Raw genomic sequence first — 24,609 nt, 5'->3', positions numbered from 1 at the left:
CAGGTAGCAATTCAGGTGACAACCCATGAATGATTTACAGCTCGACGAATTCAAGACCGACGAAAATGCCGCCATGGTGTTGCTGGTGGACGACCAGGCCATGATCGGCGAAGCGGTGCGGCGTGGGTTGGCGAACGAGGAAAACATCGATTTCCACTTCTGCGCCGATCCGCACCAGGCCATTGCCCAGGCGATCCGCATCAAGCCCACGGTGATTCTCCAGGACCTGGTGATGCCGGGCCTGGACGGCCTGACCCTGGTGCGCGAGTACCGCAACCACCCGGCGACCCAGAACATCCCGATCATCGTTCTCTCCACCAAGGAAGACCCGCTGATCAAGAGCGCGGCCTTTGCCGCCGGGGCCAACGACTACCTGGTCAAGCTGCCGGACAACATCGAGCTGGTGGCGCGCATTCGCTATCACTCCCGCTCCTACATGACCCTGTTGCAGCGTGACGCGGCCTACCGCGCCCTGCGGGTCAGCCAGCAGCAACTGCTGGACACCAACCTGGTGCTGCAACGGCTGATGAACTCCGACGGCCTGACCGGGCTGTCCAACCGCCGGCATTTCGATGAGTACCTGGAGCTGGAGTGGCGGCGGGCGATGCGTGAACAGAGCCAGCTGTCGCTGTTGATGATCGACGTCGACTACTTCAAGACCTACAACGACACCTTCGGCCACCTGGAGGGCGACGAAGCCCTGCGCAAGGTGGCCACGGCGATTCGCGAGGCCAGCAGCCGGCCTTCCGACCTGCCGGCCCGCTACGGCGGCGAAGAGTTCGTGCTGGTGCTGCCCAATACCTCGCCGGGCGGGGCGCGACTGGTGGCCGAGAAGCTGCGCCAGACGGTGGAAGCCTTGAAAATCCCCCATATCGCGCCGGTGGAGGGCGCGAGCCTGACCATCAGCATCGGTCTTTCCACCGTAACGCCGCAGCCCAACAGCCATTGCCGGCAGTTGATTTCGGCGGCGGACAAGGGGCTGTACCTGGCCAAGAACAACGGTCGCAACCAGGTCGGGATCGAGTAACCGACTCAGCTTCCAGGCTGCTCGTCGGTCGCCGGGGCCCGAGTGACGGGCACCAGGGTGTCGCCGAACAGGTAGTAGCTGTGGCTTGCGGTTTGCGAGCAGGTGAGAAGGGCGGCTTCGACCCTGTATCGGGTGTGCAGGTCGAGCCTTTTCTCGTTGAAGAGGTTGTTCAGCCGGCAGCAGGCGGCGATGGGGTAGTCACCGAAGCTGTAGCTGAAGTGGCCATTTCTGTGGCTGGAGACCCAGGTGGCGCTGAATTGACCTTGCAGCCACTGGGTCCGGGCTGCCACCTCGCTTTGCTGGCCTTTCAGACGATGCAAGACCCACCACCACAGGAAGATCGCCCACGGCACCAGCAGGGCGCAGGCCAGCTGTGGGGAGATCAACAGCCAGACCCCTTGCAGCAGGATCAGCACGAACAGGCTCAGGAACAGGCATATGAATGCCTGTGCTCCCCTGAGATTGCGACGCTCGCGGGCCTTGATGTAGCGGATTTACGAGTCGCTGAGGGTTCTCTCCATGGCGGCCTGTTTCCTGGTTCTGCTGGCAATCGAGTGCGAGAAGTGGCATTCACGCTCGGATTGTATAGGTCCTGGCGCTTAAATTAGCGGGTCTAATTGCGCTTAAAGCCGCTAAGCGGGCTGCCGTGAATCAGTGATTCCGTTATAATCTCCGGCTTTCAAAAGTTCGCCAACGAGTGCCGCCCCCCATGGAAATCAACCCGATCCTGAACACCATCAAGGACCTGTCCGAGCGCTCCGAAACTATTCGGGGGTATCTTTGACTACGATCAAAAGCATGAGCGTCTGACCGAGGTCAATCGCGAGCTTGAAGATCCGAGTGTCTGGAACAAACCCGAATACGCCCAGGAACTGGGCCGCGAGCGCGCAGCGCTGGCACAGATCGTCGAGACCCTGGACGAACTGAACGGCGGCCTGGCCGATTGCCGCGATCTGCTGGACATGGCGGTCGAGGAAGAGGACGAAGGCGCGGTGGGCGATGTCGTCGCCGAGCTGGCCCGTCTCGAGGAAAACCTCGCCAAGCTCGAATTCCGCCGCATGTTCAGCCACGAAATGGACCCGAACAACGCCTACCTGGACATCCAGGCCGGCTCCGGCGGCACCGAGGCCCAGGACTGGGCCAACATCCTGCTGCGCATGTACCTGCGCTGGGCCGACAAACGCGGTTTCGACGCGACCATCATGGAACTGTCGGCCGGTGAAGTCGCCGGTATCAAAGGTGCGACCGTGCACATCAAGGGCGAATACGCCTTTGGCTGGCTGCGCACCGAGATCGGCGTGCACCGTCTGGTGCGCAAGAGCCCGTTCGACTCCGGCAACCGTCGCCACACCTCGTTTTCCGCCGTTTTCGTCTCGCCCGAGATCGACGACAAGGTGGAAATCGAAATCAACCCGGCAGACCTGCGGATCGACACCTATCGTTCCTCCGGTGCCGGTGGTCAGCACGTAAACACCACCGACTCGGCCGTACGTATCACCCACGTACCGACCAACACCGTGGTCAGCTGCCAGAACGAACGTTCCCAGCACGCCAACAAGGACACCGCCATGAAAATGCTGCGGGCCAAGTTGTACGAGCAGGAAATGCAGAAGCGCAACGCCGCGTCGCAAGCGCTGGAAGACACCAAGTCGGACATCGGCTGGGGTCACCAGATCCGCTCCTACGTGCTCGATGCGTCGCGGATCAAGGATCTGCGCACCAACATCGAACGCAGCGACTGCGACAAGGTACTCGACGGCGACATCGACGAATACCTGGAAGCCAGCCTGAAATCGGGCTTGTAATACTGCAATACGGGATCGGCTGACACGGTGCGATCCCGTAGGAGCCGGCTTGCCGGCGATCTCCAGGCCGAAGGCCTGGGGGCAATGAACCTGTGATGGAATTTCAAAAGACATGAGCGACCAACAACTCGACCCGCAAGCCCTGCAACAGGAAGAAAACTCCCTGATCGCCCTGCGCAAGGAAAAGCTTGCTGCCGAGCGCGCCAAGGGCAATGCCTTCCCGAACGACTTCCGCCGCGAAAACTACTGCGAAGATCTGCAGAAGAAATACGCGGACAAGACCAAGGAAGAGCTCGCAGAGGCTGCAATCCCGGTCAAGGTTGCCGGTCGCATCATGCTCAACCGTGGCTCGTTCATGGTGATCCAGGACATGACCGGTCGCATTCAGGTCTACGTCAACCGTAAAACCCTGTCCGAAGAAACCCTGGCCTCCGTCAAGACCTGGGACATGGGCGACATCATCGCTGCCGAAGGCACTCTGGCCCGTTCCGGCAAGGGTGACCTGTACGTTGAAATGACCAATGTGCGCCTGCTGACCAAGTCGCTGCGCCCGCTGCCGGACAAGCACCACGGCCTGACCGACACCGAGCAGCGCTACCGTCAGCGCTACGTCGACCTGATCGTCAACGAAGAAGTACGCCAGACTTTCCGCGTGCGTTCGCAAGTGATCGCCCACATCCGCAGCTTCCTGATGAAGCGCGACTTCCTCGAAGTCGAAACGCCGATGCTGCAGACCATCCCTGGCGGCGCGGCGGCCAAGCCGTTCGAAACCCACCACAACGCGCTGGACATGGAAATGTTCCTGCGTATCGCCCCTGAGCTGTATCTGAAGCGCCTGGTGGTTGGCGGTTTCGAGAAAGTGTTCGAGATCAACCGCAACTTCCGTAACGAAGGCGTTTCGACCCGTCACAACCCTGAATTCACCATGTTGGAGTTCTACCAGGCTTACGCCGACTACGAAGACAACATGGACCTGACCGAAGAACTGTTCCGCGAACTGGCGCAGCTTGTGTTGGGATCTACTGACGTGCCGTACGGCGACAAGGTGTTCCACTTCGGCGAGCCGTTCGCGCGCCTGTCGGTGTTCGACTCGATCCTCAAGTACAACCCCGAGCTGACCGCTGATGACCTGAACGACATCGACAAGGCTCGCGCCATCGCCAAGAAGGCCGGTGCCAAGGTGCTGGGCTTCGAAGGCCTGGGCAAGTTGCAGGTGATGATTTTCGAGGAACTGGTGGAGCACAAGCTGGAGCAGCCGCACTTCATTACCCAGTACCCGTTCGAAGTGTCGCCGCTGGCCCGTCGCAACGACGATAACCCCAACGTCACCGACCGTTTCGAGCTGTTCATTGGTGGTCGCGAAATCGCCAACGCCTACTCCGAGTTGAACGACGCGGAAGACCAGGCAGAGCGCTTCATGGCCCAGGTGGCGGACAAGGACGCCGGTGATGACGAAGCCATGCACTACGACGCCGACTTCGTCCGTGCCCTGGAATACGGCATGCCGCCCACCGCCGGCGAGGGCATCGGTATCGACCGCCTGGTGATGTTGCTGACCAACTCGCCGTCGATTCGCGACGTGATCCTGTTCCCGCACATGCGGCCGCAAGCTTAAGTGCTCTGAATAATCAGCCGCCTTTATCAGGCGGCTTTTTATTGTCTGGTTGGAACTGACGTACCGCTTCTAATTCTGTGTGATTTTTAAGAGGGAATACCTGTCGTGAACCGCGCAATTGCTCAAGAAGGTGCAGCTGGTATCGCCACTGCGGTGGCTGAAAGTGTTCAGTACCAGGGCCGCAAGGCCAGCCGCCAAGGCAGTGAGCAGCGTAGACAGGATATTCTCGATGCCGCCATGCGCATTGTCGTGCGTGACGGCGTGCGGGCCGTGCGCCATCGTGCGGTGGCCGCCGAAGCCGGTGTGCCCTTGTCGGCCACCACCTATTACTTCAAGGATATCGATGACCTGCTCACCGATACCTTTGCCCAGTACGTGGAGCGCAGCGCGGCGTTCATGGCCAAGCTGTGGGCCAGCAACGAGGGGCTGCTGCGGGAAATGGTCGCCTATGGCGACGGCAGCGCCGCCTCGCGCTCGCAACTGGCCGACGATATCGCGCGTATGACCGCCGATTACGTACGGCGCCAGTTGAATACCCGTCGTGAACACTTGATGGCCGAACAGGCCTTCCGCCAGGAAGCCTTGCTTAACCCGCGCCTGGCGCAGCTGGTGCGCTCGCACCAGCAGATCCTGCTGCACGGCACTTGCCAGTTTTTCCAGGTCTTGGGCTCGCGGGAGCCGCAGCAGGATGCCAAGGTATTGACGTCGATAATCGGCCGGATGGAATATCAGGGCCTGCTCAACGGCGCCGAGCCGCTGGTGGAAGAAGAGATGCTCGGCATCCTCACGCGCTACATGCATCTGGTTCTGGCTTCGGTCTGAGCCGCCCGGCCTGGCTTGCCGGCTGCGGCCTGGCGGTCGTGGCCCGCGCCAGCGGCTACAGTGATTCTGGTGTTCATGGGAGAGTTGCATGCAAGCCTGGCGCGTCCTGATTGCCCTGTCGTTCCTGCTGCTCAGCGGTTGCCTGGTGGCCTTCAAGGAGCCGCTGCCGGCTGCGCAGGCGGCGCCTGCCCAATTGCTGGGCAAGTGGGCCAGCAAGAATGCCTGGGGCGAGCCGCTGAACATCCAGCTCAGCCAGATCGGCGCCAACCGCTACCGTGCCTCGAGTTACCCAGGCGGCACGGCGCGCCCGCGGGACACCTATGATTTCACCGTGTCCCGGCATGGCAACCGCTGGTACCTGTCGGCGGCGGTGCCCCAGGCCTTTGGCGGGCACTACAGCATTGCCGGCTTCGAGTTGACGGCAAGGCACGAACTGGTGCTTTACACCCTGGACCTGGAACAGATTCGCCAGGCCCTGGGTCAAAAGGCCTTGAACGGTGAGCCCATGGCCACGGCCGAAGGCGATGGCGTGCTGATCAGCAGCCCCTTGCCCGAGGTCTTCGCCTACCTTGACGACCCCGCCAATTCCGACTTGTTCGTCGAGGCGGCGCGCTTCAAGCGCGTGGGCAAGTGACCCCGCGCTACAGACCCATTCAATAGGAGCTTTTGGTGGACGATTACCAGCAGACGATACGCACCTTGTCCGATCGCATAGTGCTGGCCCAGACACCGATCCGCGTGCTGGATGCGGTGAAGTGGGACGAGAACGTCCGCAAAGGCTTTCTCAAGGCCAAGGGCAAGGAAATGCCGGCGGTGGACCGCGCCTATTACGAGGGGCGGCCACTGTCTTTCGATTCTGGCGCGGTGAAGCTGGAATTCCAGAACATCGAGCGCGACATCACCCGCCAACTGGGCCAGTTCAACCCGGTGGGGCAGATCATGCGCCGCATGTGCAAGGAATACCGCATGGTGGTGCGCATGCTCGAAGCACGAGGTACCGGCGACTTCGGCCTGATCTCGCAGGAGCTGTACGGCGCCGCATCCGATGCCTTCCATGCCGGCGACCCGACCCTGGCGGACCTGGGGCTGATGATGTCCGATTACCTGAACAACATCGACGGTCGGGGCGATCTCAAGGACGAACCCAAGACCCTGAGTGCCAAGGATGCCGTGAGCCTGCTGCAGAGCCGCCTGAACAAGGTGTTCGGCGAGGCGGAGGAAACCATCCGGGTGTTCGAGTCCGACGGTATCGTCGCCGACGCCGCGGCGGGCGCCGACTACATCAAGATCCGCAGCGATGCGATGTTCAACAACCGTGACGTGCGGGCCCTGGAAGTCCATGAGGGGCTGGTGCACGTGGGCACCACCCTGAACGGCCTCAACCAGCCGATCTGCACCTTCCTGGCCAAGGGCCCGCCCTCGTCCACGGTGACCCAGGAGGGGCTGGCGATCCTGATGGAGATCATCACCTTTGCCTCTTACCCCAGCCGCTTGCGCAAGCTGACCAACCGCACCCGGGCCATCCATATGGTGGAGGAGGGCGCGGACTTCCTGCAGGTGTTCGAGTTCTTCCGCGAGCAGGGCTTCGAGATGGCCGAGAGCTACGGCAATGCCAGCCGGGTGTTCCGCGGGTCGGTGCCCACGGGGCTGCCGTTTACCAAAGACTTGTCCTACCTCAAGGGCTTCATCATGGTTTACAACTACATTCAGCTGGCTGTGCGCAAGGGCAAGCTGGAGCAGGTGCCGCTGCTGTTCTGCGGCAAGACCACCCTCGAGGACATGCGCACCCTGCGCCAGCTGGTGGACGAAGGGCTGGTGGTGGCACCCAAGTACCTGCCCGAACAGTTTCGCGACATGAACGCGCTGTCGGCCTGGATGTGTTTCTCCAACTTCCTCAACCATCTGAGCCTGGACCGGATCGAGGCGGACTACTCCAACATTCTTTGACTTCTGCCGGGGGGCGCACATGGATGTATCCACAGACAGCTGTAGCCACTGGCACAGGCTGCGACAAGGCCCGCAGGGCCTTCAGCGCCCATCCGGGTACAGGCCAGGGGGCTGCGGATGAGCCGGCTACTGAAGTGTTGCGCGGTATTTGCCCTGCTGCTGGGCCTGCAGGGCTGCAGTTCGTTGCTGTTCTATCCCGAACCCGGGCTGCCTTTCACCCCTGAGCGGGCCAGGCTCGAATACCGTGACGTGACCCTGACCACCGCCGATGGCCTCAAGCTGCACGGCTGGTGGCTGCCGGCCAAACCCGGAGTAGCGGTCAAGGGCACGGTGCTGCACCTGCATGGCAACGGCGGCAATCTGGCCTGGCACCTGGGGGGCAGTTGGTGGCTGCCGGAGCAGGGCTATCAGGTGCTGCTGGTGGACTATCGCGGTTATGGCCTGTCCGAAGGTGCACCGAGCCTGCCGGCGATCTATCAGGATCTGGATGCCGCGTTCAAGTGGCTGGACCAGGCCCCCGAAGTGCAGGGCAAGCCATTGATCGTGCTGGGGCAAAGCCTGGGCGGCGCCCTGGCCATCCACTACCTGGTACAGCACCCCGAACGTCAGGCCCAGCTCAAGGCCATCGTCCTCGATGGCGTACCGGCCAGTTATCGCGATGTCGGGCGCTATGCCCTGAGCACTTCCTGGCTGACCTGGCCGTTGCAGGTGCCGTTGTCGTGGCTGGTGCCGGACACCGACAGCGCGATTCACTCGATGCCGCGCCTGACCGGGGTACCGAAACTGATCTACCACAGCATCGACGATCCCATCGTGCCCCTTTCCAATGGCATCCGTGTGTATCAAGCTGCGCCCCCGCCCAGGGTCCTGCAACTGACCCGCGGCGGCCATGTGCAAACCTTTGCCGATCCGACCTGGCGCCGCGTGATGCTGCGCTACCTCGATGATCCGCAGCATTTCGACGGGTTGCGCCGCCTGGGGGAGATCCCCAATTACCCGACGCCCCCGAATTCAGCAGTTGAACCTCCAGAGAGTCCGCAATGAGTGAAGAACGCAACGCCATTCCCATGATCATCACCGGTATCTGCAGCATCATCGTCACCGTGGGCAGCCTGTGGTACTACGGCTACCTGCACTTCGCCAAACCGGAGGATGCATTGCTGCTCAGCGACTTCACCATGCTCAAGACCGTGCCCGGCGAGGACTACAAGATCTCCCTGCAACCGGCCGATGAAGTGGCCCAATGCATCGACGGTGTACTGGTGCTGTTCGACACCCAGCAGAAAGGCCTGACCGGGGTGCTGGTGAACAAGAAGAAGCAGGCCGTGCGCTGCATGGGGCAGGAAACCCCGCAACTGGAGCAGTGATCTGTTCGCCGGCAAGCCGGCTCCTACATGGATAACGGCATAAAAAACGCCGCCGACCTGAAGAGGTCGGCGGCGTTTTGTCTTACCTGCCTATATAGGCAGGGTGCCCGATCAGTTGCGGCTGACCGACGAACGTGGTGCTACCGGCTGGTTGTCGTTGGAGATGGTGACTTCCACGCGACGGTTCATGGCGCGGCCGGAAACACTGCCGTTATCGGCCACCGGATATTCCTTGCCATAACCCTGGCTGACGATGCGCGCCGGGTCGATACCCATGCGGATCAGAGCCATCTGCACCGAGCCGGCACGGCGCTCGGACAGCGACTGGTTGTAGGAATCGCTGCCGGTGCTGTCGGTGTAGCCTTCGACGATCACCTTGCGATCGGGGTTCTGCTGGAGGAATTGCGCCAGCTTGTTGATGTTCACCAGGCCGCTGGATTTCAGGTCGGACTTGTTGGTGGCGAACAGCACGTCACCGAAGGTCACCAGGGTGCCGCGGTCGGTCTGCTTGGCGTTGAGGCTGTCCTGCAACTGCTTGATTTGCGCGTCGCGGGCATCGAGGATGGCGCGGGCGCGCTGGTCGCCGGCGTCCTTGAGCTTGGCTTCGGCGGTGCGCAGGGCAATGGTTTCCTTGGCCACTTCAACCCGCTGGTTGGTCAGGTAGGCCAGTTGGTCGACCTTCTTCTCGTCGTCCTTGTTCAGGTAGGCCTTGTCGGCCTTGTCCATCCAGTCGGCGGCGTCCTTGGTTTCCAGGGCGGCGACCTTGCTGGCCTGCGGGTTGGCCTGCAGGGCGGAGAAGTTGGTGCGGGCGTTTTCCAGGTTGGCGTTAGGCGGGGTGGAGCAGGCCGCCAGGGCTACGCTCATGGCCAACAGGGCTGGGATCATCAATTGTTTGCGCATAATGGTTCGTCCTTTCAATCAAATACGAGTACGTGGGAATCGGCGGCGGCTTCTTATTGCACGCTACGCATGCCTTCCTGACGCAGTTCCTGAACGCCTTTCTGCGAGTCTTTCAGCGCCTGCTCGGCCTTGGCGGCCTGGGCCTTGCGCTCTGCTACGCGGGCGTCCCACTCGGCTTGTTCAGCCAGGCGGCGGGCTTCGTCGTACTTCTTGTCGTGCATGGCAATCTCGGCTTGCTTGAGCTTGTCCTGCGCCGACTTCATTTCCACGGCAGCAAATTCGGTACCGCCTGCGCTCACTGCGCTATTGACCGCAGATTGCGTGACCGCGTACTGCTCGGTGGGCGGGTTCCCGGCACAACCGGCCAGAACCATGCTGCTACCGAGGGCCAGCGCGGCCAGCTTCAGCCCGCGCAGAGAGGTGAACGAGGATTTGGCAGTGCTGATCTTCATGGTCTTCAACTCCATTGGGTAACTCCTGGAAAACATCAAAATCCATCCTGGTTCTGGCGCCGTGACGCTTCAGTGACGACGAGCGCTGATGGCAAAATTTGAAACGGCCGTTCCAGTGATGGCTAATGGGTGTGACCCGAGGCTTTTTTGAATAGTTCAGAGAAAGATGGCGATTGGCCGGAAAAAAATCTGACGCATCGGACAGGGCTCTAGATCGGGAACTTTTGCCGTGCGCAGGGGTATCCCCGACCCTTTGCAGGGCCGGGAAGGATGATTGTCAGGTGACCGCGGGAGTGTGGAAGTTCAGTGCTTGGGCTTGTCGGACTGGCTCGCCAGCAGGTGCAGATGCTGGCGCGACAATGCCAGGAAACGAGGGGTGGGACCCACATCCTCGTACAGTGGATCGCCCTCTTCATCGGTGGCCACGACGTGCTGGCCTTGGATGTAGGGGAAGCTCGCCTCCAGCTCTTCCAGGGCGGCGCCGATCAGTTCGCCGAGCAGTTCTTCGGTCTGGCGTTTGGGGTACATCTCGGAAAGGGCGGCCAGGCGTGCGGCGGCTTCCACATCCAGGTGAATCCGGTAGCCGGTCCGGGTCAGGCGACCCTTGGCGTTTTCTTCCCAGTGTTGCGCAAGTTCACGGATTTTCATGATGACCTCAATGAACACCTGCTCGTGGCAGGCTGGGTTGAGTGGACCGGCCGGGGCCGGTAGGCGGCCCTCGTGCGGCCTATGCTTGAGACTAGCTGCATCGCCGAAGGTTTGGTGCGCTTTGCCCCACGCTTGCTAAGCGAGGTGTGCAGGCGGCACTCTTGAGCCTTCCGTGCCGCCTTGAGTCCGCTGGAGAACACCTCGATGACCGATATTGATGCGCGCTTGCGCGAAGACGTTCACCTCTTGGGGGAACTGCTGGGCAATACCATTCGCGACCAGTACGGGGAGGCTTTCCTCGACAAGATCGAGCAGATTCGCAAAGGCGCCAAGGCCGATCGCCGGGGCTCGCCGGGGGCCGAGCTGAGCGCCAGCCTCGACCAGTTGAGCGAGGACGAACTGCTGCCGGTGGCCAGGGCCTTCAACCAGTTCCTCAACCTGGCGAACATCGCCGAGCAGTATCAGTTGATCCACCGCCGCGACGAGTCGCAGCCTGCACCCTTCGAGGCTCGGGTGCTGCCGGAGCTGCTGGCTCGCCTGCGCGCCGAAGGGCACAGCGCCGATGCTCTGGCCCGGCAACTGGGGCGCCTGGAAATCGAGCTGGTGCTGACCGCTCACCCCACCGAAGTGGCGCGCCGCACCCTGATCCAGAAATACGATGCGATTGCCGGGCAACTGGCGGCCCAGGACCACCGTGACCTCACCAGCGCCGAGCGCGGGCAGATCCAGGAGCGCCTGCAACGCTTGATCGCCGAGGCCTGGCACACCGAGGAAATCCGTCGGACCCGACCCACTCCGGTGGATGAAGCCAAGTGGGGCTTTGCGGTGATCGAGCATTCGCTGTGGCAGGCGATCCCCAATTACCTGCGCAAGGCCGACAAGGCCTTGTTCGAGGCCACCGGGCTGCACCTGCCGCTGGAGTCGGCGCCGATCCGCTTTGCGTCGTGGATGGGCGGCGACCGTGATGGCAACCCCAATGTCACCGCTGCGGTAACCCGCGAAGTGCTGCTGCTGGCGCGCTGGATGGCCGCCGACCTGTACCTGCGGGACATCGACCACCTGGCGGCCGAGCTGTCCATGCAGCAGGCCAGCCCGGCGCTCCTGGCCAGGGCCGGAGATAGCGCCGAGCCTTATCGGGCGCTGCTCAAGCAATTGCGCGAACGCCTGCGGGCCACCCGCAACTGGGCCCACGCGGCGCTCAGCGCGGCGGTGCCGGCGGGCGCCGAGGTGTTGCACAACAACCGTGACCTGCTGGAGCCGCTGCAGCTGTGCTACCAGTCGTTGCACGAGTGCGGCATGGGAGTGATTGCCGACGGGCCGCTGCTCGACTGTCTGCGCCGGGCAGTGACCTTCGGTCTGTTCCTGGTGCGCCTGGATGTACGCCAGGATTCCAGCCGGCATACCTCGGCCATGACCGAAATCACCGATTACCTGGGCCTGGGGCGTTACGAGGACTGGAGCGAGGAGGATCGCATCACCTTCCTGATGCGCGAACTGAGCAGCCGTCGGCCGTTGTTGCCAGGCTATTTCAAGCCCTCGGCGGACACCGCCGAAGTGCTCGCCACCTGCCGCGAAATTGCTGGTGCGCCAGCGGCGTCCCTGGGTTCCTATGTGATTTCCATGGCCGGCGCGGCCTCCGATGTGCTGGCAGTGCAGTTGCTGCTCAAGGAATCCGGTGTGCTGCGGCCGATGCGCGTGGTGCCTCTGTTCGAGACCCTGGCGGACCTGGACAACGCCGGCCCGGTGATGGAAAAACTGCTGCACATGCCGGGCTATCGTTCGCGCCTGCAAGGGCCGCAGGAAGTGATGATCGGCTACTCCGACTCGGCCAAGGATGCCGGCACCACGGCTGCTGCCTGGGCCCAGTACCGGGCCCAGGAGCGGCTGGTGGACATCTGCCGCGAGCAACAGGTGGAACTGCTGCTGTTCCACGGCCGCGGTGGCACCGTGGGGCGTGGCGGCGGCCCGGCCCACGCGGCCATTCTGTCGCAGCCGCCGGGCTCGGTGGCGGGGCGTTTCCGCACCACCGAGCAAGGGGAAATGATCCGCTTCAAATTCGGCCTGCCGGACATCGCCGAGCAGAACCTCAATCTCTATCTGGCCGCGGTACTGGAGGCGACCCTGTTGCCGCCGCCTCCACCGCAGCCGGCCTGGCGTCACCTGATGGACGAGCTGGCCAGCGATGGCGTCCGGGCCTACCGCGAGGTGGTGCGGGACAATCCGCAGTTCGTCGAGTACTTCCGCCAGTCCACTCCGGAACAGGAGCTGGGCCGCCTGCCGCTGGGCAGCCGCCCGGCCAAGCGCCGTGCCGGGGGCATCGAGAGCCTGCGGGCGATCCCCTGGATCTTCGGCTGGACCCAGACCCGCCTGATGTTGCCCGCCTGGCTCGGCTGGGAAGCGGCCTTGAGCAAGGCCCTGGCCCGTGGCGAGGGTGACCTGCTGGGGCAGATGCGTGAGCAATGGCCGTTTTTCCGCACCCGCATCGACATGCTGGAGATGGTGCTGGCCAAGGCCGATGCGGATATTGCCCGCTCCTATGACGAGCGCCTGGTGGAGGCCGAACTGTTGCCGTTGGGCGAGCATTTACGCGACCTATTGTCGCAGGCTTGCGCGGTGGTCCTGGGCCTGACCGGGCAGTCGCAACTGCTGGCGCACAGCCCCGATACCCTGGAGTTCATCCGCCTGCGCAACACCTACCTCGACCCGCTGCATCTGTTGCAGGCCGAGCTGCTGGCGCGCTCGCGCAAGCAGCAGGCGCCGCAAGGAAGCCCCGTGGAACAGGCGTTGCTGGTCTCCGTGGCCGGTATCGCCGCTGGCTTGCGCAATACCGGCTGAGGTGCGAGAGGGCTGCCGGCCAGCTGCGCGGCAGCCCCGATCAAGGCAATTGCGAGGTGTCGTTCTGGTTCATCTGGCGACACTTTGTTGTCGGGTTGCGACTTGTTCTACCCGGCCAATGGGGCACAAAAGGGCCGGGTTCCTCCGACTTTCGACTGCTTGTGTGCGCTGTGTCGGCTGTGTATCTTGATCAGCCTTTGGCCGTTTGGGCGGCCACACCCCCATTTTTGAGATTGGCCCCACGAGGCGAATCCGAGCGTTTCTAAATAAAAAATTGAGGAGCACATCGATGCGCGTAATTCTGCTGGGAGCTCCCGGGGCCGGTAAAGGTACTCAGGCAAAGTTCATCACCGAAAAGTTCGGTATTCCACAGATCTCCACCGGTGACATGCTGCGTGCTGCGGTCAAGGCCGGCACCGAGCTGGGCCTGAAGGCCAAGAGCGTGATGGACAGCGGTGGCCTGGTGTCCGATGACCTGATCATCAACCTGGTCAAGGAACGCATCAGCCAGGCCGACTGCGCCAATGGCTTCCTGTTCGACGGCTTCCCGCGCACCATTCCCCAGGCCGAAGCGCTGGTGAAGGCCGGAGTCGAGCTGGACAACGTGGTGGAAATCGCCGTCGACGACGAAGAGATCGTCCAGCGCATCGCCGGTCGCCGTGTGCACGAAGCTTCGGGCCGGGTCTACCACACCGTCTACAACCCGCCGAAGATCGCCGGCAAGGATGACATCACCGGTGAAGACCTGGTGCAGCGCAAGGACGACACCGAGGAAACCGTGCGTCATCGCCTGTCGGTCTACCACTCGCAGACCAAGCCGCTGGTGGAGTTCTACCAGCAACTGGCTGCCACCCAGGGCAAGCCTAAGTACAGCCATATCCCTGGCGTCGGTTCGGTGGAAGTGATCACCGGCAAGGTACTCGAAGCCCTGAGCTGAGTTGCCTGAGCGTTTGATCGTTGAACGGCCCGCTTGCGGGCCGTTGCTGTTTATAATGCGTCACTTTTTTCAATGCCTATGGAACCCCGAATGAGCACCTTGCTGGCCCTGGACACCGCGACTGAAGCTTGCTCCGTTGCTTTGCTGCATGACGGCAAGGTCACGAGCCATTACGAGGTGATCCCGCGCCTGCATGCGCAGAAGCTGTTGCCGATGATCCAGGAGCTGCTGGCCAATGCCGGGGTGACCTTGCAACAGGTCGAGGCCATTGCCTTTGGCCGTGGCCCGGGCGCCTTCACCGGGGTGCGCATCGCCATCGGCGTGGTGCAGGGCCTGGCCTTTGCCCTGGAGCGCCCGGTGCTGCCGGTATCCAACCTGGCGGTGCTGGCCCAGCGGGCTCTGCGCGAGCATGGCGCGACCCAGGTGGCTTCGGCCATCGATGCGCGCATGGATGAAGTCTATTGGGGCTGCTACCAGGAAGTTGCCGGCGAGATGCGCCTGGTGGGCGCGGAAGCGGTATTGCCGCCGGAAGTCGCGGCCCTGCCCGAAGGCTCCAGCGGCGACTGGTTCGGTGCGGGCACCGGTTGGGGGTATGGCGAGCGCATTGCCGTCGAACTCAGCGGCCAGGACGCCGGCATGCTGCCGCATGCGGTCGACCTGCTGACCCTGGCGCAATTTGCCTGGGAGCGCGGCGAGGCGATCGTTGCCGACCAGGCCCAACCTGTCTATCTGCGGGACAAGGTCGCTACTCCCAAGGCCCGTTGAACCCAGAACAAATGTGCGCGGTTATGTGGATAACTCCTGCATACGCCCGCCAATCGTCCGTTTTTTCAGCCTGAACCTGCCCGGTTTTAAACCTTTTGGCTTTTCTGTGTTCTAGTTATCACTTGGGCATTTGCTAAGTCGAAGCGGTGCCGCTAAATTGCCATCATCGACCCCGGGCTTTTCTGTATGCGTATAGACGGCATCTCCTCTCAGTCCTACCCCATCAAGCGCAAGCCTCGCAAAGGCCGTGCGCTGGTAGACGAGTCCCTGGACGATGCCGACGCCATTGAAGTGCAGCCCGAGCCTTCGGCCCAGAGCCGTTCCCAGGCTTCTTCCCCACGCACCGGCAATCTTCCCGCCCGCCCCCAGGACATGATCTTCCAGCGGGCGATGAAAAAGAGCGTGGCCAACGCCCTGGCCAGCTACCTGACCACCGCCGGCTTTGTCGATTGGGATATGGAAGTGGTGGGTCTCGACCTGCATATCTGATGCTGCCTTATTTCCTCGGTTGTCCTTCCTGGAGCGAAAACGCCTGGCGTGAGTACCTGTACCCGGAAGACGCCCGGCCCAATGATTTCCTCGGCCTGTATTGCCAGGTCTTCAACGCCGTCGAAGGCAATACCACCTTCTATGCACGGCCGGCGCCCGGAACCGTGCAGCGCTGGGCCGAGATCATGCCCGAGCACTTTCGCTTTACCGCCAAGTTCCCCGGTGACATCAGTCACGGCGGCGACCTGCGCGAGCAGTTGAGCGCCGCTGAGTCCTTTATCCAGCTGCTCAGCCCCCTGGGTGAGCGGGTGTCGCCGCTGTGGCTGCAGTTGCCGGCCAGCTTTGCGCCCCAGCGTCTGGCGGAACTGGCCGGGTTCATCGATGGCCTGGAGCGGCCGCTGGCGGTGGAAGTGCGACATCCGGAGTTCTTCACCAAGGGCGATGCCGAGCGCATGCTCAACCGGCTGCTGCGCGAGCGTGGCGTGGAACGCATCTGCCTCGACCCGCGGGCCCTGTTCAGTTGCACGTCGACCGCTCCTGCGGTGCTGCATGCGCAGTCGAAAAAGCCCAAGGTGCCACCGCGCCCCGCAGCCTTCACCCAGTTTCCCCAGGTGCGCTTCATCGGTCATCCGGAGCTTGAGGCCAACGATCCTTTCCTTGAGCCCTGGATCGACAAGGTCGCCGGCTGGATCGAAGAGGGGCGTACGCCCTACGTGTTCCTGCACACTTCGGACAACCGTCTGGCGGCCGAACTGGCGCGGCGTTTTCACGCCCGGCTGATGCAACGTTTGCCTGGCTTGCCCGCATTGCCTGAGTTATACAGAGAGCCCGCTGCGGAGCAACTCGGCTTGCTCTGAAGCGCCTTCACGGCCTTCTTCAGGAGCGAGCCAATGGACGCGCAAACCCTTCGAGCCACTGCCTTCAGGGCCCTGCATGAACGCGCCGGAGCCTTCGTCATTCCCAACCCCTGGGATGCCGGTTCGGCGAAGATGCTCGCCAGCCTCGGCTTCGAGGCCCTGGCCACCACCAGCGCCGGCTATGCCTTTTCCCTGGGGCGCCCGGATGCCGAAGGTGCACTCAGCCTGGAGGACACGCTGGACAACGTGCGCAGCATCGTCGGCGCCAGCAGCCTGCCGGTGGCGGCGGACCTGGAAAACGGGTTTTCCGACAGCCCCGAAGGCTGTGCCCAGGCGCTGCTTCTTGCGGCGGCCAGCGGTGTGGTCGGTGCTTCGATCGAGGACGCCACGGGCCATGCCGAGCAGCCGATCTACGATTTCCAGCTGGCGGTGGAACGCATCGAGGCCTGCGTGGCGGCCGTTCGCAGTCTGCCCTTTCCCTTTACCCTGACCGCCCGGGCGGAAAACCTGCTGCACGGGCGTGATGATCTGGCAGACACCATTCGCCGCTTGCAGGCCTTTGCCGAGGCCGGTGCCGATGTGCTCTATGCCCCGGCCCTGGGCAGTGCCGAGGATATCCAGCAGGTGGTGCGGGCGGTGGCGCCCAAGCCGGTGAACGTGCTGATGTCGGGAGGCCTCAACCTCAGCGTGGCGCAATTGTCGGAGCTGGGCGTCAAGCGCATCAGTGTCGGTTCGGCCCTGGCGCGGGCCGCTTACGGAGCCTTCTACCGGGCTGCGCAAGATATCCATAGCCACGGGCGTTTCGATTTTGCCGACCGGGCGATGCCGTTCGGGCAGATCAATCAAATGTTCAAGCAGCCGTGAAACGGGAGTGTCTGTGCGGGTAGTGAAAGTCCTGGGCGCCTTGTTGTTGCTGGGCGCCCTGTTGTTGATCGGTGTTCGCCTGGGCTGGTTGCCCGTCGCGGACAGTTGGAATCCCTGGGCGCCGCTGGACGTGCGGGCCAAGCCCAACCTGTTGACCCGTTTCAAGCTGGCGCGGCTGCGGGATGACCCGCAACTGTGCGACCAGGTGCTGGCGGGCTCGGGTTTGCGTACCAGCCGCCAGCTCGACAGCCGCAGGGACGTCGCTTGCCCATTGAGCAATACCCTGCGTGTACAGGGTGGCGACGTGGCCCTGAGCAGCAGCTTTCTTGCCAGTTGCCCGCTGGCGGTGGCCTTTGCCCTGTATGAGCGCCACGGCCTGCAGTCGGCCGCGCAGGCGGTGTACGGCCAGCGGGTGGCGCGAGTCGATCACCTGGGCAGTTTCGCCTGCCGCAACATGTACAGCCGCGAGAGCGGTGCCCGCAGCCAGCATGCCAGTGCCAATGCCCTGGACATCGCCGGCTTTCGCCTGGGGGATGGGCGCAGCATCAGCGTGCTCCGGGATTGGCCCAAGGACAGCAATGAAGGCCGGTTTCTGCGCCTGGCCCGGGATGGCGCCTGTGATGCGTTCAACGTGGTGCTGGGGCCGGACTACAACAATGCCCATCGCAACCACTTTCATCTGGATGTAGGGCCTTGGTGGGTGTGTCGCTGAGGCTGGGCTCAGGCGGCGATGCGCAGGTTCTGCAGGATCAGTGGGCGGGCCCAGCCGATATCGAAGTCCATCGCCCGCTGTTGCTCGATGAGTTCCTGAGGCGGGAACGGCTCGGCGGGTTTGTCCAGCAGGTCCAGTTCGAATTCGGCGATCGGCAGGTGCAGTGGGCGGGGCTCCGGCGCAGGGCCTGGAGCAGGAATCGGCTGGCCGGCGTTGAGCACGATCGGGCGTACCCAGCCACTTTCGAAATCCTGCTGGCGCTGCTGGGCCACGATCTCTTCTGGCGGGAAGGGCGGGGCGGGTTTATCCAGCAGGTCCATTTCAAACTCGGCGATAGGCAGGAACAGCGGCTCCGGCGGGCGGACCTCGGTGTCTTGCACGTCGCAATGACGCTGGTTGACGATCTGCGCCAGCACATCGCTGCCGCCAGCCGGTTCAACCGGGCCATCGATGGCCACCGCCGGTACCGATTCAACGCTCGCACCTTCACCCCGTTGCTCGGCCAGGGCCTGGGCAAAGAAGTCCTGCCACAGATGGCTGACGCCGCTCAGTGCCTGGGAGTTGCGCAGGCCATAGTCGCCGTGGGGCGAGATATAACCTATCGATGTGCGTTGAATGTCTGACATTGCTCTCGGTCGACGCTTGAGCTCTGGCAAAATGGCCGATAGTCCTGTTATCGGCAGTTTTTGCCGATCATTAATTTTTTGAGTGTGTTTTCAGATGAATGAGCAACCCGCAGCCTGCCGCATCAAAGTCGAGGCCCTGGGCGCCGGATTCGCCCCGGCGGCCGAGCAATGGGCCGAGCGCCTGGGGCTGGCGCTGCAGGTCGATGAGGCCGAGTTCGCCTTGCAAGTGGGGGAGCAGGGCCTGCAGTTGCAGCAATTGGGGCCGGACGCGCCCGGGCCGGTACGGGTGGATTTCGTCGAGGGCGGTGCGGCCCATCGGCGGCTGTACGGCGGCGGCAGCGGGCAGATGATCGCCAAGGCGGTGGGCGTGGCCCAGGGCGTGCGGCCACGGGTGCTGGATGCCACGGCCGGTCTGGGCAAGGACGGCTTCGTGCTGGCGACCCTGGGTTGCGAGATGAGCCTGATCGAGCGCCAGCCATTGATTGGTGCGCTATTGGAAGACGGCCTGGCCCGCGCTGCGCAGGACGCCGAGGTAGGGCCTATCGTGGCCCGCATGCACCTGCTCAAGGGCAATTCCATCGAGCTGATGCGCAACTGGCAGGGTGAACCGCCCCAGGTGATCTACCTCGACCCGATGTTTCCCCATCGGGAGAAAAGTGCCCTGGTGAAGAAGGAAATGCGCTTGTTCCGGCCACTGGTGGGCGATGACAACGACGCCCCGGCCCTGCTCGCCGCGGCCCTGGCCCTGGCCAGCCACCGGGTGGTGGTCAAGCGTCCGCGCAAGGCGCCGTGCATCGAAGGGCCCAAGCCCAGCCATGGGCTGGAGGGCAAATCCAGCCGCTACGACATCTACCCGAAGAAGGCCCTCAAGGCCTGAGCCCCCTGTAGCAGCCAGCTTGCCGGCGAAGGCGGTCTTCAGTCCGCTTCGCTGGCAAGCCCGCTCCTACATCAGCCAGCGCTTGCACCTGCCGGTTTCTACGGCCGGTAGGCGCGGATGAACAGCGCCACCACTTCCTGCACATGCTCCTCTGCGGCGGCGCCCCTCAAGGGTTCGCCGCAGCCGTAGAGCAGGCGGAAATTCGCCCCGCCCTTGAGCATGCAGAAAAAGTGCTCGGCGGCGTTGCGCGGCTTGTCGATGCGCAGGGTGCCCAGCTGATTGATCTTCGCCAGCAGCCGCTCCATGCCCTGCAGCACCCGTTCGGGACCGGCCTCGATGAAGATCTGCGAGAGCTTGGGGTCCTGACTGCCCAGCGTCATGATCAGGCGGTGCAGGTTCACCGACTCGTCGCTGTTGATCAGATGGTGAAAGCCCCGGGCGATGTTCAGCAGGACATTCTCCACCGGCGTTTCGGGGGTCAGTTCGTAGATCAGCGTGGGCAGCTGTTCTTCGCACTTGGCCACCACAGCGGCGGTGAACAAGGTCTCCTTGTCATTGAAATGGCTGTAGACCGTGAGCTTTGAAACCCCGGCCTCAGCGGCGACCGCATCCATGCTGGTACTGGCGTAGCCATTGCTCAAGAACAGGACTTTGGCTGCTTCGAGAATGGCCTGGCGCTTGGCCAGATCCTTGGGCCTGCCTGGCCCAACGTTTGCGGAAATATTGTCGGACATTTTTTCGCTGTTAATACTGGACTGGTGAGTTTGCTATTAATAACATACCGGCCAGTATAAATATTCCAAGCACCATTAGCGAAAGGTCGCCGCCATGTTCCGCTATGCCTTGCCAGTCAGCCTGGCTTTTTTTCTGTCTGCTTGTGGGCACGAAGAGCCCGTTCAAATTGGCATCCGGCCGGCCATGGTGGTCCAGCCAGAGCCTTCGGCAAGAGCTTCGGACAGCTACCCGGGCGAGGTGCGCGCCCGCTATGAGCCGGACCTGGCATTCCGTATCGGCGGCAAGGTCAGCCGACGGCTGGTGGAGGAGGGCGAGCGGGTCAAGGCCAACCAGCCCCTGGCGGAGCTCGACCCGCAGGACGTGCGCCTGCAACTTGAAGCCACCCGGGCCCAGGTCACTGCAGCCAGCGCCAACCTCAACCTGGTGCGCGCCGAGCGTGATCGCTACAAGACCCTGCTGGAGCGGCAGATGGTCAGCCATTCCCAATACGACAACGCCGAGAACCTCTACCGTTCCGGCGAAGCGCGCCTGAAGCAGATCAAGGCCGAGTTCGATGTGGCCAACAACCAGGCCGGCTACGCGGTGCTGCGCGCGCCGCAGGACGGCGTGGTGGCCAAGCGTGCGGTGGAAGTGGGGCAGGTGGTGGCGGCCGGGCAGACGGTCTTCACCCTGGCCACCGATGGCGAGCGTGAGGTGCTGATCAGCTTCCCCGAGCAGAACTACGGCCGCTTCAAGGTCGGCCAACCGGTATCGGTGGAGCTCTGGACCCAGCCGGGCCAGCGTTTCGACGGGCGCATCCGCGAGCTGTCGCCTGCTGCCGATCCCAAGTCCCGGACCTTCGCCGCGCGTATTGCCTTCACTGCCGGCAAGGTTCCCGCCGAGCTGGGCCAGAGTGCCCGGGTGTTCATCCAGAGCGGCGATGCGGTGCCGCTGTCGGTGCCGCTGTCGGCGTTGTCCGCGGAAGGCGGGGCGACTTATGTCTGGCGGGTGGATGCCAACAATACCCTGCACAAGACCCCGGTGCGGGTCGGCGCCTTCGGCGAGAAGAGCGTGCCGGTGCTGGAAGGGCTGAGCGCCAGCGATTGGGTGGTGGCCGCGGGGGTGCATGTGCTCCATGAGGGCTTGCAGGTGCGCCCGGTGGATCGCTCCAACCGCGTGGTCAATCTGGCGGCCAAGGAGTAATCCCCGATGGGTTTCAACCTTTCCGCCTGGGCGTTGCGCAATCGCCAGATCGTTCTGTTCCTGATGCTGCTGCTGGCCATTGTCGGTGCGCTGTCCTACACCAAGCTGGGGCAGAGCGAGGATCCGCCTTTCACCTTCAAGGCCATGGTGATCCGCACCAACTGGCCCGGGGCCACGGCCCAGGAAGTCTCGCGCCAGGTCACCGAGCGCATTGAAAAGAAGCTGATGGAGACTGGCGAGTACGACCGCATCGTGTCCTTCTCGCGGCCGGGGGAGTCCCAGGTCACCTTCATCGCCCGGGACTCGATGCACTCCAACGAGGTTCCCGAGCTGTGGTACCAGGTACGCAAGAAGATCAGCGATATCCGGCAGACCCTGCCGCCCGGTATCCAGGGGCCGTTCTTCAACGATGAGTTCGGCACCACCTTCGGCAATATCTATGCGTTGACCGGGCAGGGCTTCGACTACGCGGTACTCAAGGACTACGCCGACCGCATCCAGATCCAGCTGCAACGGGTCAAGGACGTGGGCAAGGTCGACCTGCTGGGCCTGCAGGACGAGAAAATCTGGATCGAGCTGTCCAACGTCAAGCTGGCGACCCTGGGCCTGCCCCTGGCGGCGGTGCAACAGGCCCTGGAAGAACAGAACGCAGTGTCCACCGCTGGGTTCTTCGAGACCCCGAGCGAGCGGGTGCAACTACGGGTGTCGGGCAATTTCCAGACCGTTGAGCAGATCCGCAATTTCCCGATCCGCGTCGCCGGTCGTACCTTTCGCATCGGTGATGTGGCGGACGTGCGTCGTGGTTTCAACGATCCGCCCGCGCCGCGCATGCGCTTCATGGGTGAAGACGCCATCGGCCTGGCAGTGGCGATGAAGGAGGGGGGTGACATCCTGGTGCTGGGCAAGGCCCTGGAAGGCGAGTTCTCGCGCCTGCAGAAAAGCCTGCCGGCGGGGATGGAACTGCGCAAGGTGTCCGACCAGCCGGCGGCGGTGAAGACTGGGGTGGGCGAGTTCGTCCGGGTGCTGGCCGAGGCCCTGATCATCGTGCTGCTGGTGAGTTTCTTCTCCCTGGGAGTGCGGACCGGGATGGTGGTGGCCCTGGCGATTCCCCTGGTGCTGGCGATGACCTTCGCCACCATGTACTACCTGGGGATCGGCCTGCACAAGATTTCCCTGGGGGCGCTGGTGCTGGCCCTGGGCTTGCTGGTGGACGACGCGATCATTGCGGTAGAGATGATGGCGATCAAGATGGAGCAGGGCTTCGACCGGATCAAGGCCGCCAGCTTCGCCTGGACCAGTACCGCCTTTCCCATGCTCACCGGCACCCTGATCACTGCGGCGGGCTTCCTGCCGATCGCCACGGCCCAGTCCGGCACGGGCGAATACACCCGTTCGATCTTCCAGGTGGTGACCATTGCCCTGGTGGCCTCGTGGATTGCAGCCGTGGTGTTCGTGCCGTACCTGGGGGAAAAACTGCTGCCGGATCTGGCGAAGATCCATGCCGCCAAGCACGGCGCCGAATCCAATCCCCACGGTACACCTTTCTACCAGCGGGTCCGGCGGGTAGTGGGCTGGTGCGTGGAGCGGCGCAAGACGGTGATCGTCCTGACCATCCTGCTGTTCGTCGGCTCGGTGATGCTGTTCCGTTTCGTTCCCCAGCAGTTCTTCCCGGCCTCGGGTCGCCTGGAACTGATGGTCGACCTGAAGCTGGCGGAAGGCGCGTCCCTGAGCAACACCGCCGATGAGGTCAAGCGCCTGGAAGCCCTGCTCAAGGAGCATGCGGGCATCGACAACTACGTGGCCTACGTGGGCACCGGTTCGCCGCGGTTCTACCTGCCGCTGGACCAGCAACTGCCGGCCACCAGCTTTGCCCAGTTCGTGGTGCTGGCCAAGAGCATCGAGGAACGTGAAGAGCTGCGCGGCTGGTTGATCGAAACCCTCAACGAGCAGTTCCCGGCGCTGCGCTCGCGGGTCACGCGCCTGGAGAACGGGCCGCCCGTGGGCTACCCGGTGCAGTTCCGGGTCACCGGCGAGCACATCGAGGAAGTCCGCGCCCTGGCGCGCAAGGTAGCGGCCAAGGTGCGAGAGAACCCCCATGTGGTCAACGTGCACCTGGACTGGGAAGAGCCCAGCAAGGTGGTCTACCTGAACATCGACCAGGACCGGGCCCGGGCCTTGGGAGTGAGCACCGCCAACCTGTCGAAATTCCTCCAGAGTTCGCTGATCGGTTCCACCGTCAGCCAGTACCGGGAAGACAACGAGCTGATCGAGATCCTGCTGCGGGGCACCCGCGAGGAACGCACCGAGCTGTCGTTGCTGCCGAGCTTGGCGGTGCCTACCGAGAATGGCCAGAGCGTGTCCCTGTCCCAGGTGGCAACACTGGAGTACGGCTTCGAAGAAGGGGTGATCTGGCACCGCAACCGCCTGCCCAACGTCACCGTGCGCGCCGACATCTACGGCAAGGAGCAGCCGGCGACCCTGGTGCAGCAGATCCTGCCGACCCTGGAGCCGGTTCGCGCCGAGCTGCCCGATGGCTACCTGCTGGAAGTGGGTGGCACGGTCGAGGACTCGACCCGGGGCCAGAACTCGGTGAAGGCCGGCGTGCCGCTGTTCATCGTGGTGGTGCTGACCTTGCTGATGATCCAGCTGCGCAGTTTCTCGCGCACGGCCATGGTGTTCCTCACGGCGCCCCTGGGATTGATCGGGGTCACCTTGTTCCTGCTGGTGTTCCGCCAGCCCTTCGGCTTCGTGGCCATGCTCGGCACCATTGCCCTGTCGGGGATGATCATGCGCAACTCGGTGATCCTGGTGGACCAGATCGAGCAGGACATCAAGGCGGGGCACAAGCCCTGGGATGCGATCATCGAAGCCACGGTGCGGCGTTTCCGGCCCATCGTGCTGACCGCCCTGGCGGCAGTGCTGGCGATGATCCCGCTGTCGCGCAGTGTGTTCTTCGGGCCGATGGCAGTGGCCATCATGGGTGGGCTGATCGTGGCGACGGCGCTGACCCTGTTGTTCCTGCCGGCGCTGTATGCGGCCTGGTTCAGGGTCAAGAAAACCTAGGAACCGGTATGCGGGAATACATCCTGTAGGAGCCGGCTTGCCGGCGAAGAGGCCCTTGGGGCAGGCGCTTGTCCTGGCGACATC

24 protein-coding genes are annotated in these 24,609 nt (G+C 63.3%); 18 read left to right on the top strand and 6 right to left on the bottom strand.

Going from position 1 to position 24,609, the window contains the following annotated elements; all coding sequences use genetic code 11:
• Nucleotides 1-25 precede the first annotated feature (25 nt).
• On the top strand, nt 26-1,027 hold the full coding sequence (locus ACUXVH_RS07645; RefSeq protein ID WP_011059483.1) for a response regulator: 1,002 nt from the start codon (nt 26-28) through the stop codon (nt 1,025-1,027).
• A gap of 5 nt (nt 1,028-1,032) precedes the next feature.
• Here ACUXVH_RS07645 and ACUXVH_RS07640 read toward each other — a convergent pair whose 3' ends face one another.
• A complete protein-coding gene (locus ACUXVH_RS07640; protein ID WP_255313390.1) occupies nt 1,033-1,443 on the bottom strand; it encodes a hypothetical protein in 411 nt (136 codons plus the stop codon).
• A 293-nt stretch (nt 1,444-1,736) separates the two neighbouring features.
• Here ACUXVH_RS07640 and prfB point away from each other — a divergent pair.
• The 7 genes from prfB to ACUXVH_RS07605 all read left to right on the top strand — a co-directional run bounded on the left by prfB (nt 1,737) and on the right by ACUXVH_RS07605 (nt 8,583).
• A protein-coding gene (gene prfB, locus ACUXVH_RS07635; protein WP_100255254.1) for a peptide chain release factor 2 occupies nt 1,737-2,832 on the top strand; the annotation gives its coding sequence in 2 pieces (ribosomal slippage) (nt 1,737-1,808 and nt 1,810-2,832; 1,095 coding nt in all).
• A gap of 112 nt (nt 2,833-2,944) precedes the next feature.
• Entirely contained in the window at nt 2,945-4,447 is a 1,503-nt protein-coding gene (gene lysS, locus ACUXVH_RS07630) for a lysine--tRNA ligase (RefSeq protein ID WP_011059486.1), read from the top strand.
• Nucleotides 4,448-4,552: 105 nt separating this feature from the next.
• Nucleotides 4,553-5,269 carry a TetR/AcrR family transcriptional regulator gene (locus ACUXVH_RS07625; protein ID WP_065364558.1) on the top strand — a complete coding sequence of 239 codons (717 nt, stop codon included), beginning with the start codon at nt 4,553-4,555 and terminating at the stop codon, nt 5,267-5,269.
• Nucleotides 5,270-5,357: 88 nt separating this feature from the next.
• Nucleotides 5,358-5,903, top strand: coding sequence for a hypothetical protein (locus ACUXVH_RS07620; protein WP_015634309.1), 546 nt, complete (start codon nt 5,358-5,360; stop codon nt 5,901-5,903).
• Nucleotides 5,904-5,938: 35 nt separating this feature from the next.
• Entirely contained in the window at nt 5,939-7,216 is a 1,278-nt protein-coding gene (locus ACUXVH_RS07615) for a flavohemoglobin expression-modulating QEGLA motif protein (protein WP_011059489.1), read from the top strand.
• A 117-nt stretch (nt 7,217-7,333) separates the two neighbouring features.
• The gene (locus tag ACUXVH_RS07610; protein WP_019093912.1) at nt 7,334-8,260 is read left to right on the top strand and encodes an alpha/beta hydrolase; all 927 of its coding nucleotides are present in this window, start codon (nt 7,334-7,336) and stop codon (nt 8,258-8,260) included.
• Nucleotides 8,257-8,583, top strand: a complete 327-nt coding sequence (locus tag ACUXVH_RS07605; RefSeq protein WP_011059491.1) for a hypothetical protein — start codon at nt 8,257-8,259, stop codon at nt 8,581-8,583. The genes ACUXVH_RS07610 and ACUXVH_RS07605 overlap by 4 nt, the downstream gene beginning before the upstream one ends.
• Before the next feature lie 111 nt (nt 8,584-8,694).
• On the opposite strand, the gene ACUXVH_RS07600 is transcribed toward ACUXVH_RS07605, so the two are convergent.
• From ACUXVH_RS07600 to ACUXVH_RS07590, 3 genes are all read right to left on the bottom strand, one after another.
• Nucleotides 8,695-9,483, bottom strand: coding sequence for an OmpA family protein (locus ACUXVH_RS07600; RefSeq protein ID WP_011059492.1), 789 nt, complete (start codon nt 9,481-9,483; stop codon nt 8,695-8,697).
• A gap of 53 nt (nt 9,484-9,536) precedes the next feature.
• The gene (locus ACUXVH_RS07595) at nt 9,537-9,950 is read right to left on the bottom strand and encodes a DUF4398 domain-containing protein (RefSeq protein ID WP_011059493.1); all 414 of its coding nucleotides are present in this window, start codon (nt 9,948-9,950) and stop codon (nt 9,537-9,539) included.
• A 288-nt stretch (nt 9,951-10,238) separates the two neighbouring features.
• The gene (locus ACUXVH_RS07590; protein ID WP_015634311.1) at nt 10,239-10,583 is read right to left on the bottom strand and encodes a hypothetical protein; all 345 of its coding nucleotides are present in this window, start codon (nt 10,581-10,583) and stop codon (nt 10,239-10,241) included.
• A gap of 204 nt (nt 10,584-10,787) precedes the next feature.
• On the opposite strand from ACUXVH_RS07590, the gene ppc reads away from it, so the two are divergent.
• From ppc to ACUXVH_RS07555, 7 genes are all read left to right on the top strand, one after another.
• The gene (ppc, locus tag ACUXVH_RS07585; RefSeq protein WP_011059495.1) at nt 10,788-13,418 is read left to right on the top strand and encodes a phosphoenolpyruvate carboxylase; all 2,631 of its coding nucleotides are present in this window, start codon (nt 10,788-10,790) and stop codon (nt 13,416-13,418) included.
• 289 nt (nt 13,419-13,707) lie between these two features.
• Complete coding sequence (gene adk, locus ACUXVH_RS07580; protein ID WP_015634313.1) at nt 13,708-14,355, top strand: adenylate kinase; 648 nt, start codon at nt 13,708-13,710, stop codon at nt 14,353-14,355.
• 90 nt (nt 14,356-14,445) lie between these two features.
• A complete protein-coding gene (gene tsaB, locus ACUXVH_RS07575) occupies nt 14,446-15,120 on the top strand; it encodes a tRNA (adenosine(37)-N6)-threonylcarbamoyltransferase complex dimerization subunit type 1 TsaB (RefSeq protein WP_019093910.1) in 675 nt (224 codons plus the stop codon).
• A 186-nt stretch (nt 15,121-15,306) separates the two neighbouring features.
• Nucleotides 15,307-15,609 (top strand): hypothetical protein, encoded by a 303-nt coding sequence (locus ACUXVH_RS07570; protein ID WP_015634315.1) that lies wholly within the window; start codon nt 15,307-15,309, stop codon nt 15,607-15,609.
• Nucleotides 15,606-16,466, top strand: coding sequence for a DUF72 domain-containing protein (locus ACUXVH_RS07565; protein ID WP_026020060.1), 861 nt, complete (start codon nt 15,606-15,608; stop codon nt 16,464-16,466). The genes ACUXVH_RS07570 and ACUXVH_RS07565 overlap by 4 nt, the downstream gene beginning before the upstream one ends.
• 33 nt (nt 16,467-16,499) lie before the next feature.
• Nucleotides 16,500-17,330 (top strand): isocitrate lyase/PEP mutase family protein, encoded by an 831-nt coding sequence (locus ACUXVH_RS07560; protein WP_065364557.1) that lies wholly within the window; start codon nt 16,500-16,502, stop codon nt 17,328-17,330.
• Nucleotides 17,331-17,343: 13 nt separating this feature from the next.
• Nucleotides 17,344-18,042, top strand: a complete 699-nt coding sequence (locus ACUXVH_RS07555; protein WP_011059501.1) for an extensin-like domain-containing protein — start codon at nt 17,344-17,346, stop codon at nt 18,040-18,042.
• Between the two features lie 8 nt (nt 18,043-18,050).
• Here the strand turns inward: ACUXVH_RS07555 and ACUXVH_RS07550 are convergent, their stop codons facing one another.
• Nucleotides 18,051-18,668 carry a hypothetical protein gene (locus ACUXVH_RS07550; RefSeq protein WP_015634318.1) on the bottom strand — a complete coding sequence of 206 codons (618 nt, stop codon included), beginning with the start codon at nt 18,666-18,668 and terminating at the stop codon, nt 18,051-18,053.
• A gap of 94 nt (nt 18,669-18,762) precedes the next feature.
• On the opposite strand from ACUXVH_RS07550, the gene ACUXVH_RS07545 reads away from it, so the two are divergent.
• The gene (locus ACUXVH_RS07545) at nt 18,763-19,545 is read left to right on the top strand and encodes a class I SAM-dependent methyltransferase (protein ID WP_011059503.1); all 783 of its coding nucleotides are present in this window, start codon (nt 18,763-18,765) and stop codon (nt 19,543-19,545) included.
• Nucleotides 19,546-19,643: 98 nt separating this feature from the next.
• Here the strand turns inward: ACUXVH_RS07545 and ACUXVH_RS07540 are convergent, their stop codons facing one another.
• On the bottom strand, nt 19,644-20,279 hold the full coding sequence (locus ACUXVH_RS07540; protein WP_011059504.1) for a TetR/AcrR family transcriptional regulator: 636 nt from the start codon (nt 20,277-20,279) through the stop codon (nt 19,644-19,646).
• A 94-nt stretch (nt 20,280-20,373) separates the two neighbouring features.
• Between ACUXVH_RS07540 and ACUXVH_RS07535 the strand changes: the two genes are divergently transcribed.
• Entirely contained in the window at nt 20,374-21,462 is a 1,089-nt protein-coding gene (locus tag ACUXVH_RS07535; RefSeq protein WP_011059505.1) for an efflux RND transporter periplasmic adaptor subunit, read from the top strand.
• 6 nt (nt 21,463-21,468) lie between these two features.
• A complete protein-coding gene (locus ACUXVH_RS07530) occupies nt 21,469-24,525 on the top strand; it encodes an efflux RND transporter permease subunit (protein WP_011059506.1) in 3,057 nt (1,018 codons plus the stop codon).
• Nucleotides 24,526-24,609 lie beyond the last annotated feature (84 nt).

The sequence above is a fragment of the Pseudomonas sp. 8(2025) genome (genome assembly GCF_052665325.1).
Note: the sequence above shows the minus strand (reverse complement) of the source record. Positions and strands in the feature narration are given on the sequence as shown.